The organism is Vibrio sp. TMPB1044 (genome assembly GCF_030442075.1).
Taxonomy (GTDB): domain Bacteria; phylum Pseudomonadota; class Gammaproteobacteria; order Enterobacterales; family Vibrionaceae; genus Vibrio; species Vibrio satsumensis.
In genome coordinates this window covers 1-13,398 of record NZ_JAUJED010000038.1, presented here as the reverse complement: position 1 = coordinate 13,398, position 13,398 = coordinate 1, and the positions used below count along the sequence as shown (strand labels likewise).

The following is a 13,398-nucleotide window of genomic DNA, read 5'->3' as shown; positions in this document are numbered from 1 at the left end:
GTAAGTAAGTAAGTAAGTAAGTAAGTAAGTAAGTAAGTGGCTAAGACTAAGTCAACTCAATGGTTGAATGGATTAGCCGTGTGGCCAACTTTGTGGCATCACAAACCAGAATTGCCCCGACTTGGTTTGCCCATGGACGAAGCGATCACCAAACTCGGTGATAGGCTGACTGTTGAAATCATCCGTCCCGGCCGCCCATTGTTCTTTGGTGAGAGGGTAGAGCGCTTCAGTGATTAGATGAGCTTGGTCTTGATAGCACCAAAAACCGTTTACTTGGCTTGGGTTAATGTCGTAACCCAAACATTCAGTAGGTACTTTTTGATCTAAGAATGGGTTGGTGTATAGACGACCTTGCATAAGTAAGTGCTTTGAGTCGACATTGATCTCTGGATATTGCTCAATAAACGCTGCAGAAGAGGACATTGCCAACTGGTGGCTGAGCATTCTGTCGAGTTTCTTATCCAATTGGTCGTGAGAGTTGGGTCCAAACCATGTCTGTTCGTGGAGCAGGTAAAACTTAATCGCCACTTCCCAATGTTCCAGCTTTTGGTTGCTCCCTTCTTCAAGAATAAAGTCGATTGCACCGAGAGTTCTGCCTTCCACATTGATCTGAATCTCATCGTGCTTAATCGAGTAATTCGGTGAGGCAGTGATCACTTGTTCGCATAGATGTTGATAGAGGAAACCTAATCTAGGATTACCATCATAAGTATGTGATGAGTCGATGGCATGGTGGCTAGAGAATACCCCGAGATCAGAAATGGGTGGCTTAATTTCCAGTAGCGGCGGTGAGCCAATCATCCATTGGTAAAAACGTTGCAGTTCAGTCATCGGTTCCTCGTAAACTTTAGTCATCTGTTCTTAATAAACAGAGGGCAGGGCTTTCGACATTCTACCCGTAAATTGATATAACGACGTTATTATAAAGGTAAGCTGGAAATAAAAATGAATAACTTACAATTAGAAAAGCTACTTAACGAAAAACTGCAGCCACAGCAGATTAAAGATTACTGTCCAAACGGTCTTCAAGTTGAAGGCAATGCTGAAGTAAAACGCATCATTACTGGCGTGACGGCTTCTCAGGCTTTGATTAATAAAGCAGTCGAGCTAAAGGCTGATGCTTTGTTAGTTCATCATGGGTTCTTTTGGAAAGGTGAGCCAGAAGCCATTCGCGGGATGAAAGGTAAGCGTATTCGCACATTGATCAAAAACGATATCAATCTGTTAGGTTACCACCTTCCTCTTGATATCCACCCTGAGCTTGGTAATAACGCGAAACTGGCCGAGTTACTTGAGATTGAAGTCGAAGGCGGTTTGGAAGGGCACCCACAATCGGTTGCTATGTTTGGCAAACTAAAAACACCAATGACAGGTGAAGAGTTTGCCGTAAAAATTGACCAAGCTCTGAATCGCAAACCACTGCATATCGCTCCAGAAAACCAAAACAAAACGATTACGACTGTCGGTTGGTGTACTGGTGGTGGCCAAGGCTACATTGAGCTAGCTGCTTCTCAAGGTATTGATGCATTTATCTCTGGTGAGATTTCAGAACGTACAACTTACTCAGCACGCGAGCAAGACATTCATTATTTTGCTGCTGGCCACCATGCCACTGAACGCTACGGTGTGAAGGCGCTAGGTGAATGGTTAGCGGAAGAGCATGGCTTGGATGTTGAATTTATCGATATCGACAACCCAGTTTAAGAACAAATGCTATCTCCTCGTTGACTGAGATCCCCAACTCACTCGTTCTTTGTTCTTGAGGATGACAGAGTAGCGAGCATATAAAAGAAAAGGGTTGATGCTTTCGCATCAACCCTTTTTAACAATTGTACTTTAATCGCAACTATTCACGTTCGTGAAGTGCTTTAAAGTCACGTTGCTCTTCACCAGTGTATAGCTGACGAGGACGACCGATACGGTTCGTTGGGTCGCTGTGCATTTCGTTCCAGTGTGCAATCCAACCGATAGTACGAGACATCGCGAAGATTACTGTGAACATTGATACAGGAATGCCGATAGCTTTCAGAATGATACCTGAGTAGAAATCTACGTTCGGATATAGCTTCTTAGACACAAAGTATTCATCAGATAGGGCGATACGCTCAAGTTCCATTGCTACGTCAAGTAGTGGATCTTGGATGTTTAGCTCTTTAAGTACTTCGTGACACGCTTCGCGCATTACTGTTGCACGTGGATCGTAGTTCTTGTAAACGCGGTGACCGAAGCCCATCAAACGGAATGGGTCATCTTTGTCTTTCGCTTTTGCAACATACTCTTCGATGTTATCTACGCTACCGATCTCTTCAAGCATACGTAGACATGCTTCGTTTGCACCACCGTGAGCTGGGCCCCAAAGTGACGCGATGCCTGCTGCGATACACGCAAACGGGTTAGCACCAGATGAACCAGCAAGACGAACTGTAGACGTTGAAGCGTTTTGTTCGTGATCAGCGTGTAGAGTAAAGATTTTATCCATTGCACGAGCAACGATAGGGTTCACTTCGTACTCTTCACATGGGTTTGCAAACATCATGTGTAAGAAGTTTTCAGCGTAGCCTAGGTCGTTACGTGGGTAGATAAACGGCTGACCGATTGAATATTTGTAACACATTGCTGCCAGTGTCGGCATTTTTGAAATCAGGCGGTAAGCCGCAATTTCACGGTGTGTATCGTTGTTGATATCAAGTGAGTCGTGGTAGAACGCTGCTAGAGCGCCTACAACACCACACATTACAGCCATAGGGTGAGCATCACGACGGAAGCCGTGGAAGAAACTAGCAATCTGCTCATGCACCATAGTGTGACGTGTCACGGTAGTCTTGAACTTTTCGTATTCAGCTCGAGATGGGGCTTCACCGTAAAGAAGTATGTAACATACCTCTAAGTAATCAGCGTTATTGGCAAGTTGGTCAATTGGATAACCACGATGTAAAAGAATACCTTTTCCACCGTCAATAAAAGTGATTTGAGACTCACAAGATGCAGTGGCAAGAAAACCAGGGTCAAAAGTGAAAAAACCATTAGAACCTAGTGTACGAACATCGATCACTGGAGTACCAAGTACACCTTCTGTAATCGGCAGCTCGATTGGCGCTTGACCTTCAATGTGAAGGGTAGCTTTCTTATCCGCCATAACAATCTCCTTTGTTTATTATTAATCCGTCCAGGATGTTTATGTGCCATTTTTTTACTGGTCTTACGTGGGAAAGTCAATTTTTCTACAGCTTTGTGTGCACTTGTTAGTGTTTTTTACATTAAATTCGTTAAAAATCTGGTCTGTGTAGCATTATTTGTTACATCAATTGTATTAGAATGTTGCCAGCCGTATAGTGGCGCTGAAAAGTTTGGTTAAAACCTTATAAATGCAAGGCTAAGAAGAAATGTGAGGTGTCTTTCTTAATCGAGCAGTTAACAATTATTTTACAATTATCTAAGGCTCAACTTCGGTTATTTGTTAAGTTAATGTTAAATTTTGAAGGTTAGCAATCAAATTTTGTCCATAACAATATCATAAGGTTATTTAATGACCATAATGCTCAATGGAGCTGAGTGAGCAAGCCCGTGAAAGAAAGAAAGACAAGACCTGTTAATTTAGATTTACAGACCATCCACTTTCCAATCACAGCAATAGCTTCCATCCTACACCGTGTGTCTGGGGTGATAACTTTTGTCGCGATTGGAATTTTGCTTTGGTTACTATCCATTTCCCTCTCATCCCCAGTAGGCTTTATGGAAGCTAGCGACATTGTCGATGGTTTCTTCGTGAAGTTTATTCTGTGGGGCATTTTAACCGCTTTGGCTTACCACATTGCTGGTGGTATTCGTCACCTTCTTATGGACTTAGGTCACTTTGAAGAGCTGGAATCTGGCGCTAAGAGCGCTAAGGTTGCATTCGCAGCAACAGCGGTATTGTCTCTACTAGCGGGGATCTTAGTATGGTAAACAACGTTTCTACTTTTGGTCGTAATGGTGTTCATGATTATCTACTGATTCGTGCAACTGCCATCATTATGACGCTTTACACTATTTACCTAGTTAGCTTCTGTGCTTTCTCTGGTGATATCTCTTACGCATCTTGGACGCAATTCTTTGGTGGAACCTTCACTAAAGTCTTCACCATGTTAGCGCTTACTTCTGTTTTGGTTCACGCGTGGATCGGCCTATGGCAAGTACTAACTGACTACATCAAATGCGCAAAACTGCGTGTTGGTCTTCAAGTCGGTGTTGTTGCAGTTCTTCTTGGATATTTCTTCTCTGGTCTGTTTATTTTGTGGGGTGCGTAAGTGACTATTCCTGTTCGTGAGTTTGATGCCGTAGTTATCGGCGCTGGTGGTGCAGGTATGCGTGCCGCACTGCAAATTTCTGAGCAAGGCCTTTCTTGTGCATTGCTTTCTAAAGTTTTCCCTACTCGTTCTCATACGGTTTCAGCGCAAGGCGGCATCACTGTTGCTCTTGGTAACGCGCATGAAGACCATTGGGAACAACATATGTATGACACAGTAAAAGGTTCTGATTACATCGGCGACCAAGACGCTATCGAATACATGTGTAAAAACGGTCCTGAGTCGGTAATCGAACTTGAAAAAATGGGCCTACCTTTCTCTCGTTTTGAGAACGGTACTATTTACCAGCGTCCTTTCGGTGGTCAATCTAAAAACTTTGGTGGTGAGCAAGCGGCTCGCACCGCAGCTGCAGCTGACCGTACTGGTCACGCACTGCTTCATACGCTTTACCAACAAAACATTAAACACAAAACGACGGTTTTCTCTGAATGGTATGCACTGGATCTTGTGAAGAACGAAGATGGTGCAATCTTAGGTACAACCGCGCTTTGTATGGAAACTGGCGAAGTTTGCTACTTCAAAGCGAAGGCAACAATCCTTGCTACTGGTGGTGCTGGTCGTATCTACGCTTCGACAACTAACGCACACATTAACACTGGTGACGGTGTTGGTATGGCGATTCGTGCTGGCGTTCCAATGCAAGACATCGAAATGTGGCAGTTCCACCCAACGGGTATCGCTGGCGCAGGTGTATTGGTAACGGAAGGTTGTCGTGGTGAAGGTGGTTACCTTCTCAATAAAGACGGCGAACGCTTCATGGAACGTTACGCACCAAATGCTAAAGACTTAGCGGGTCGTGATGTTGTTGCACGTTCAATGATGGTTGAAATCCGTGAAGGTCGCGGTTGCGATGGCCCTTGGGGTCCACACATCAAGCTGAAGCTTGATCACCTAGGTAAAGAGACACTTGAATCTCGTCTTCCTGGTGTATGTGAACTGTCTCGTACCTTTGCTCACGTTGATCCAGTAAAAGAGCCAATCCCAGTAATCCCAACATGTCACTACATGATGGGTGGTGTTCCAACACAAGTTTCTGGTCAAGCTATTAAGCAAACTGAAGATGGCACCGATGTTGAAATCCAAGGTCTATTTGCTTGTGGCGAAATCGCATCAGTATCAGTACACGGTGCCAACCGTCTAGGTGGTAACTCACTACTTGATTTGGTGGTATTTGGTCGTGCAACAGGTCTACACCTAGGTGAGACTCTGAAGAAGCAAGACGAAGCGAAACCAGCAACTGAAGCAGACATCGAGCGTTCTCTAGAGCGTTACAACCGTTGGGAAAACAGTACTGACGGTGAAGATCCAGCGCAAATCCGTAAAGATCTTCAACAATGTATGCAGAATAACTTCTCAGTATTCCGTGAAGGCAAAGCAATGGCTGAAGGCCTAGAAGAGCTTAAAGCGATTCGCGAGCGTCTGAAGAATGCACACCTATCTGATAAGTCTACAGAGTTCAACACTCAACGTATCGAGTGTCTAGAGCTTGAAAACTTGATGGAAACGGCATTCGCAACGGCTGTTGCTGCAAACTTCCGTACAGAGAGCCGTGGCGCACACGCTCGATTCGATTTCCCTGACCGTGATGATGAGCAATGGCTATGCCACTCACTTTACAACCCAGAGTCAGAGAGCATGACTAAGCGTGGTGTAAACATGGAGCCTATCCATCGTGAAGCGTTCCCACCAAAAGCACGTACGTACTAAGGAGATATGACCATGAAACTGAATTTCTCTTTATACCGTTACAACCCAGATGTCGACCAGAAGCCTTATATGAAGGAATACACCCTAGAGGTGGATGAAGGTTCAGACATGATGCTTTTGGACGCGCTGATTCTGTTGAAAGAGCAAGATCCAACTATCTCATTCCGTCGCTCATGCCGTGAAGGTGTATGTGGTTCGGATGGTTTGAACATGAATGGTAAAAATGGTCTGGCGTGTATCACTCCGTTGTCTGCGCTTTCTGGCCAAGACAAGATTGTGATTCGTCCGCTGCCTGGTCTACCTGTTGTTCGTGACCTGATTGTAGACATGACTCAGTTCTACGATAACTACGAGAAAGTGAAGCCATTCTTAGTGTCTGATGGCAATGTACCACCGGCACGTGAAAACTTACAAAGCCCTGATGAACGCGCGCACTTAGATGGATTGTACGAATGTATCATGTGTGCATGTTGTACTACATCTTGCCCATCGTTCTGGTGGAACCCTGACAAATTCATCGGACCAGCAGGCCTACTTGCAGCGTACCGTTGGCTAATTGATAGCCGAGATACAGCGACAGACGAACGTTTGTCCGATCTTGATGATGCATTTAGCGTTTTTCGTTGCCATGGCATCATGAATTGTGTAAGTGTTTGTCCTAAGGGATTAAATCCGACGAAAGCTATTGGTCACATCAAGACCATGTTGGTGAATCGTTCGGTTTAAGTTATATAAAAATTGCCGCCCTAGAAGTTTTGGGGCGGCCTTTTAATAGCTCGGCATAGACCGCAGCAAACGTGAAAACTACTGGTTAAGGGAAAATATGCACAACGGCGTGATGAAGGCATGGCTCGAGTCTTCACACTTGGCTGGCGCCAATGCAACGTACGTAGAAGAACTCTATGAACTGTATCTAAGTGACCCAGATTCGGTAAGTGACGAATGGAGAAGTGTTTTTGAAGAACTGCCTGTGCAAGCTTCAGAGACAGTGGAACAACCACACTCTCGTGTTCGTGAATACTTCCGTCGACTCGCTCAAGAAACAAAGCATTACAGTGTCCAAGTTAGTGATCCAGATGTCGATGCGAAACAAGTAAAGGTTCTGCAACTAATTAATGCTTATCGATTCCGAGGGCATCAATCAGCAAATCTAGACCCCCTAGGTTTATGGAAAAGAGATACAGTTGAAGAGCTGGATCCTTCTTTCCACACTCTTACCGAAGATGACCTCAATGAGACGTTTAACGTCGGCTCTTACGCGATTGGCCAAGAGACGATGGTGCTTAAAGATTTATACAAATCTCTAAAGCAGACTTATTGTGGTTCTATTGGTGCTGAATACATGCACATGACAAATACAGAGCAAAAACGTTGGATTCAACAACGTTTAGAGTCTGTATCTGGTCAACCCTCTTTCAACAAAGAAGAAAAGCAAGCTTTCCTAGAAGAGCTAACTGCAGCTGAAGGTCTTGAGCGCTATCTTGGTGCGAAATTCCCAGGCGCGAAACGCTTCTCGTTGGAAGGTGGTGATGCGCTTATCCCAATGACGAAAGAAATTATTCGTCATGCTGGTGGACAAGGCATGCGTGAAGTTGTTGTTGGTATGGCTCACCGTGGTCGTCTAAACATGTTGGTCAACGTGCTTGGTAAAAAACCACAAGACCTATTTGACGAATTTGCGGGCAAGCACGATGACACGTGGGGTACTGGTGATGTGAAATACCACCAAGGCTTCTCTGCGGACTTCGCAACGCCAGGCGGCAACGTTCACTTAGCACTTGCATTTAACCCATCTCACTTAGAAATCGTAAACCCGGTAGTTATCGGTTCAGTACGTGCACGTCAAGATCGCCTTGGTGATAGTGACGGTAGCCGTGTACTTCCAATCACTATCCACGGTGACTCAGCTATCGCAGGTCAGGGTGTAGTGCAAGAGACGTTTAACATGTCTCAAGCTCGTGGTTTCTGTGTCGGTGGTACGGTTCGTATCGTTGTAAACAACCAAGTTGGTTTTACAACATCTAACCCGCGCGATACTCGTTCTACGATGTACTGTACTGATATCGCGAAGATGGTTCAGGCTCCGATTTTCCACGTTAACTCTGATGATCCAGAAGCGGTTGCGTTCGTTGCGCGTCTTGCATTGGATTACCGTAATACGTTTAAGCGTGATGTTGTTATTGATTTGGTTTGTTACCGTCGCCACGGTCACAACGAAGCCGATGAGCCGAATGCAACACAGCCTTTGATGTACCAAAAAATCAAGAAGCACCCAACGCCACGTAAGCTTTACGCTGACGTGCTAATGGAACGCGGTGAGTTTGGTATTGATACAGCAACTCAACTTGTTAACGAATATCGTGATGCACTTGATCACGGTGAAGTTGTGGTTAAAGAGTGGCGCCCAATGGCACTTCACTCTGTGGACTGGTCTCCTTACCTAGGTCACGACTGGAACATCGAATGGGACAACAAGATTGATATCGAGCGCCTGAAAGAGCTTGGTACCAAACTTTGCCAATATCCAGACAGCCATAAGCTGCAAAGCCGAGTCAATAAACTGTACAACGATCGTACTGCCATGGTGAATGGCGAGAAACAAGTCGATTGGGGTATGGCTGAAACTCTGGCTTACGCAACACTGGTTGATGACGGTAAGCGTATTCGTATCTCTGGCCAAGATTCTGGCCGTGGTACGTTCTTCCACCGTCACTCAGTACTGCACAACCAATCAGATGCAAGCACGTATGTTCCTCTTGCGAACATTCATGACAAGCAAGGGCCATTCCAAGTGTTTGACTCGGTATTGTCTGAAGAAGCGGTACTGGCATTTGAGTATGGTTACGCAACAGCAGAGCCAAGCGGTCTAACCCTTTGGGAAGCACAATTTGGTGACTTCGCAAACGGTGCACAAGTTGTTATCGACCAATTTATTTCGTCAGGTGAGCAAAAGTGGGCACGTCTATGTGGTCTAACTATGCTGCTTCCTCACGGTTATGAAGGTCAAGGCCCAGAGCACTCTTCTGCACGTCTTGAGCGTTACCTTCAGTTATGTGCTGAACAAAACATGCAGGTTGTTGTTCCTTCAACACCGGCTCAGGTTTACCACATGATTCGTCGTCAGGTTGTTCGACCAATGCGTCGTCCTCTGATTGTAATGTCACCTAAGTCATTGCTTCGTCACCCTCTGTGTACTTCTTCTCTGGAAGATTTGGCAGAAGGTACGTTCCAACCAGCTATCGCAGAAATTGATGATTTGGCTCCTGAGAACGTAAAACGCGTCGTGTTCTGTTCAGGTAAGGTTTACTTTGACCTACTTGACCAAAGACGTAAGAACGAGCAAGACGATGTCGCTATTGTGCGTATTGAGCAACTTTACCCGTTCCCTTACGAGGACGTGAGAGCTGCAATTGCACAGTACACGAATGTAGTCGATTACGTTTGGTGTCAAGAAGAGCCTCAAAACCAAGGTGCTTGGTACAGTAGCCAACATAATTTCCGAGCTGCTATCCCAGTGGGTGCTGATATTCAATACGCAGGTCGTCCTGCATCAGCATCACCAGCTGTTGGCTATATGTCGGTACACTTGAAACAACAAAAAGCGTTAGTTGACGACGCTTTGACCCTACTTAAGAACTAGAAGTAAAAGGAAAATACGCACATGACAATTGAAATTCTGGTTCCAGATTTACCTGAATCTGTGGCTGATGCAACAGTTGCTACTTGGCACAAAAAACCGGGCGAAGCGGTTGCACGTGATGAAGTCATTGTAGATATCGAAACAGATAAAGTAGTTCTAGAAGTACCGGCTCCTGAAGCGGGTGTTCTGGAAGCTATCATTGAAGAAGAGGGTGCTACGGTACTTTCTAAACAGCTTCTGGCTAAAATCAAGCCGGGTGCTGTCGCTGGTGAACCAACGAAAGATACAACTGAAGATACAGAAGCTTCTCCTGATAAGCGCCACAAAGCGGCTCTTACCGAAGAGAGCAACGACGCACTAAGTCCTGCGGTTCGTCGCCTGCTTGCAGAGCACAACCTACAACCAGCTGACGTTAAAGGCACTGGTGTTGGTGGTCGTATTACTCGTGAAGACATCGACGCACACCTAGCAGCAGCGAAAGCGGCTCCGGCAGCAGCATCTGCACCAGCAGTTGAAGCGCCAGCAGCAGCTCGTAGCCAAAAACGCGTACCTATGACTCGCCTACGTAAGACAGTGGCTAACCGTCTTCTAGAAGCGAAGAACAGCACAGCAATGCTGACGACTTTCAACGAAGTGAACATGAAGCCAATCATGGACCTTCGTAAGCAGTACAAAGACCAATTCGAGAAGCGTCACGACACGCGTCTGGGCTTCATGTCTTTCTATGTGAAAGCAGTAACAGAAGCGCTAAAACGTTTCCCAGAAGTGAACGCTTCTATTGACGGTACAGATATCGTTTACCACAACTACTTCGACATCAGCATGGCAGTATCAACGCCACGTGGTCTAGTAACTCCAGTACTGAAAGACTGTGACACACTAGGTTTCGCTGACATCGAAAAAGGCATCAAAGAGCTAGCAATCAAAGGCCGTGACGGCAAGCTAACTGTTGATGAGCTGATGGGCGGTAACTTCACTATCACAAACGGTGGTGTATTTGGTTCTCTAATGTCTACGCCAATCATCAACCCGCCTCAAGCGGCAATCCTGGGTATGCACAAAATCCAAGATCGTCCAATGGCTGTTGACGGCAAGGTAGAGATTCTACCAATGATGTACCTAGCGCTTTCTTACGACCACCGTCTAATCGATGGCCGTGAATCAGTTGGCTTCCTAGTGACCATCAAAGAGCTACTAGAAGATCCTGCACGTCTGCTATTAGACGTTTAGTATCGCTAAAACGTCTAGTTAGCCCAGTTAGCTAGACGTAAAAAGTTTCAAAGGCTAGGCTGCTCAACGTCTGGCCTTCACTTGAACTGCAAAGCCATTAGAAAATGGACAGCAGTTGATTTGAGAAGACCCTACAGACGTAACACAGGAAACTGTGTCGTTATGGAAATAATAATCCCTTAAGGGAAAATAAACGGAATATCAAAATGAATTTGCATGAATACCAAGCCAAACAGCTGTTTGCAGAATTCGGTTTGCCTGTACCAGAAGGTTTCGCATGTGATACTGCACAAGAAGCTTTTGAAGCTGCAGGTCGTATCAGTACAGCCAAGAAAGTCGTTAAGTGTCAAGTACACGCTGGTGGTCGCGGTAAAGCGGGCGGCGTAGAGCTACATGACACGAAAGAAGGCGTTAAAGAGTTTGCACAAAAGTGGCTAGGTAAAAACCTAGTGACTTACCAAACAGACGCTAATGGTCAACCTGTAACAAAGATCCTAGTTGAAGAAGCATCGAACATTGCTAACGAACTTTACCTAGGTGCTGTTGTTGACCGTGCAACGCGCAAAATTGTATTCATGGCGTCAACTGAAGGCGGTGTGGACATTGAGAAAATCGCTGAAGAAACTCCAGAGTTGATTCACCAATCAGCGATCGATCCTCTAGTGGGCCCTCAAGCTTACCAAGGCCGTGAACTTGCGTTCAAACTTGGTCTAGTTGGCGATCAAATTAAACAGTTCGTTAAGATCTTCATGGGTCTTGGCCAAATGTTCTCTCAGTACGACCTAGCTCTACTAGAAATCAACCCGCTTGTAATTACTGGCGAAGGCAACCTACTTTGTCTAGACGGCAAGATCAACATCGACTCAAACGCGATGTACCGTCAGCCAAAACTACGTGAAATGCACGATCCATCTCAAGAAGATGAGCGCGAAGCACACGCAGCACAGTGGGAACTGAACTACGTAGCACTAGATGGCAACGTTGGCTGTATGGTTAACGGTGCAGGCCTTGCGATGGGTACGATGGATATCGTAAACCTACACGGCGGCAAACCAGCAAACTTCCTTGATGTAGGCGGCGGCGCGACAAAAGAACGTGTAGCTGAAGCATTCAAGATCATCCTTTCTGATGACAATGTTAAAGCAGTACTAGTAAACATCTTCGGTGGCATCGTTCGTTGTGACATGATCGCTGAAGGTATTATCGGTGCGGTTAAAGAAGTTGGCGTAACAGTTCCTGTAGTTGTTCGTCTAGAAGGTACCAACGCAGATCTAGGTCGCGAAGTACTTGCTAATTCTGATGTTGATATCATTGCAGCTGAATCTCTAACAGATGCTGCTCAGAAAGTTGTTGCTGCTGCGGAGGCGAAATAATGTCTGTATTAATTAACAAAGACACTAAAGTAATCTGTCAGGGTTTCACTGGCGGTCAAGGTACATTCCACTCAGACCAAGCGATCGCATACGGTACGCAAATGGTTGGTGGTGTTTCACCTGGTAAAGGTGGTCAGACTCACCTAGGCCTTCCAGTATTCAACACAGTACGTGAAGCAGTAGAAGTAACTGGCGCAACAGCAACCGTTATCTACGTGCCAGCTCCTTTCTGTAAAGATGCAATCCTAGAAGCGATTGATGCAGGTATCGAACTGATCGTAACGATCACTGAAGGTATCCCTACAACAGATATGATCGACGTTAAAGTGAAGCTAGAAGAAACTGGCGTTCGCATGATCGGTCCTAACTGTCCAGGTCTTATCACTCCAGACGAGTGTAAGATTGGTATCATGCCTGGTCATATCCACAAGAAGGGTAAAGTCGGTATCGTATCTCGCTCAGGTACTCTGACATACGAAGCAGTTAAGCAAACAACAGATGAAGGCTTTGGTCAGTCTACATGTGTTGGTATCGGTGGTGACCCAATCCCAGGTTCAAACTTCATTGATATCCTAAAACTTTTCCAAGAAGACCCAGAAACTGAAGCAATCGTCATGATTGGTGAAATCGGTGGTACTGCGGAAGAAGAAGCGGCTGAGTTCATCAAAGCAAACGTAACTAAGCCAGTTGTATCTTACATCGCTGGTGTTACTGCTCCTCCGGGTAAACGTATGGGCCACGCAGGCGCAATCATCTCTGGTGGTAAAGGTACTGCTGAAGATAAATTCGCAGCACTAGAAGCAGCAGGCGTTAAGACTGTTAAGTCTCTTGCTGACATCGGCAAAGGCCTACGTGAAATCACGGGTTGGTAATCAGCTGGCTTTTATCGATTGAGATAGAAGTTAACTGAATGGTATTAAAAAGGCTTGGTCAGTGACCAAGCCTTTTTTATGTTCTTGAGATACGAGATACGAGATACGAGATACGAGATACGAGATATGATATTGATATGGCCCCTAAAAAGTAGACACAGGGGTTTAGTTGATTAGTTCAAAGTCCATGGGACTCACTCCACCTAGAGTCCCATGTCTTCTTACTGGAT

11 protein-coding genes are annotated in these 13,398 nt (G+C 45.5%); 9 read left to right on the top strand and 2 right to left on the bottom strand.

The annotated features are described in order from the left end of the window. Positions 1 to 72: 72 nt before the first annotated feature. Positions 73 to 831 carry a DUF1853 family protein gene (locus QQ041_RS20425; RefSeq protein ID WP_285954941.1) on the bottom strand — a complete coding sequence of 253 codons (759 nt, stop codon included), beginning with the start codon at positions 829 to 831 and terminating at the stop codon, positions 73 to 75. Positions 832 to 945: 114 nt separating this feature from the next. Here QQ041_RS20425 and QQ041_RS20420 point away from each other — a divergent pair, with 114 nt between their 5' ends. Further along, positions 946 to 1,704 carry a Nif3-like dinuclear metal center hexameric protein gene (locus QQ041_RS20420; RefSeq protein ID WP_285954940.1) on the top strand — a complete coding sequence of 253 codons (759 nt, stop codon included), beginning with the start codon at positions 946 to 948 and terminating at the stop codon, positions 1,702 to 1,704. A 142-nt stretch (positions 1,705 to 1,846) separates the two neighbouring features. On the opposite strand, the gene QQ041_RS20415 is transcribed toward QQ041_RS20420, so the two are convergent. Then, on the bottom strand, positions 1,847 to 3,136 hold the full coding sequence (locus QQ041_RS20415; RefSeq protein WP_017630646.1) for a citrate synthase: 1,290 nt from the start codon (positions 3,134 to 3,136) through the stop codon (positions 1,847 to 1,849). Between the two features lie 416 nt (positions 3,137 to 3,552). Here QQ041_RS20415 and sdhC point away from each other — a divergent pair, with 416 nt between their 5' ends. From sdhC to sucD, 8 genes are all read left to right on the top strand, one after another. Next, positions 3,553 to 3,945 (top strand): succinate dehydrogenase cytochrome b556 subunit, encoded by a 393-nt coding sequence (gene sdhC / locus QQ041_RS20410; protein WP_019820486.1) that lies wholly within the window; start codon positions 3,553 to 3,555, stop codon positions 3,943 to 3,945. Next, positions 3,939 to 4,286 (top strand): succinate dehydrogenase, hydrophobic membrane anchor protein, encoded by a 348-nt coding sequence (sdhD, locus tag QQ041_RS20405; protein WP_010436768.1) that lies wholly within the window; start codon positions 3,939 to 3,941, stop codon positions 4,284 to 4,286. The genes sdhC and sdhD overlap by 7 nt, the downstream gene beginning before the upstream one ends. Next, positions 4,287 to 6,053, top strand: a complete 1,767-nt coding sequence (gene sdhA / locus QQ041_RS20400; RefSeq protein WP_019820485.1) for a succinate dehydrogenase flavoprotein subunit — start codon at positions 4,287 to 4,289, stop codon at positions 6,051 to 6,053. Positions 6,054 to 6,065: 12 nt separating this feature from the next. Then, entirely contained in the window at positions 6,066 to 6,779 is a 714-nt protein-coding gene (locus QQ041_RS20395) for a succinate dehydrogenase iron-sulfur subunit (RefSeq protein ID WP_010436773.1), read from the top strand. 97 nt (positions 6,780 to 6,876) lie between these two features. Continuing rightward, positions 6,877 to 9,693, top strand: a complete 2,817-nt coding sequence (gene sucA, locus QQ041_RS20390; RefSeq protein WP_017630648.1) for a 2-oxoglutarate dehydrogenase E1 component — start codon at positions 6,877 to 6,879, stop codon at positions 9,691 to 9,693. Positions 9,694 to 9,714: 21 nt separating this feature from the next. Then, a complete protein-coding gene (gene odhB / locus QQ041_RS20385; RefSeq protein WP_009847318.1) occupies positions 9,715 to 10,923 on the top strand; it encodes a 2-oxoglutarate dehydrogenase complex dihydrolipoyllysine-residue succinyltransferase in 1,209 nt (402 codons plus the stop codon). A gap of 206 nt (positions 10,924 to 11,129) precedes the next feature. Beyond that, a complete protein-coding gene (gene sucC / locus QQ041_RS20380; protein ID WP_010436793.1) occupies positions 11,130 to 12,296 on the top strand; it encodes an ADP-forming succinate--CoA ligase subunit beta in 1,167 nt (388 codons plus the stop codon). Next, complete coding sequence (gene sucD / locus QQ041_RS20375) at positions 12,296 to 13,168, top strand: succinate--CoA ligase subunit alpha (protein ID WP_004734209.1); 873 nt, start codon at positions 12,296 to 12,298, stop codon at positions 13,166 to 13,168. The genes sucC and sucD overlap by 1 nt, the downstream gene beginning before the upstream one ends. Positions 13,169 to 13,398: the final 230 nt, after the last annotated feature.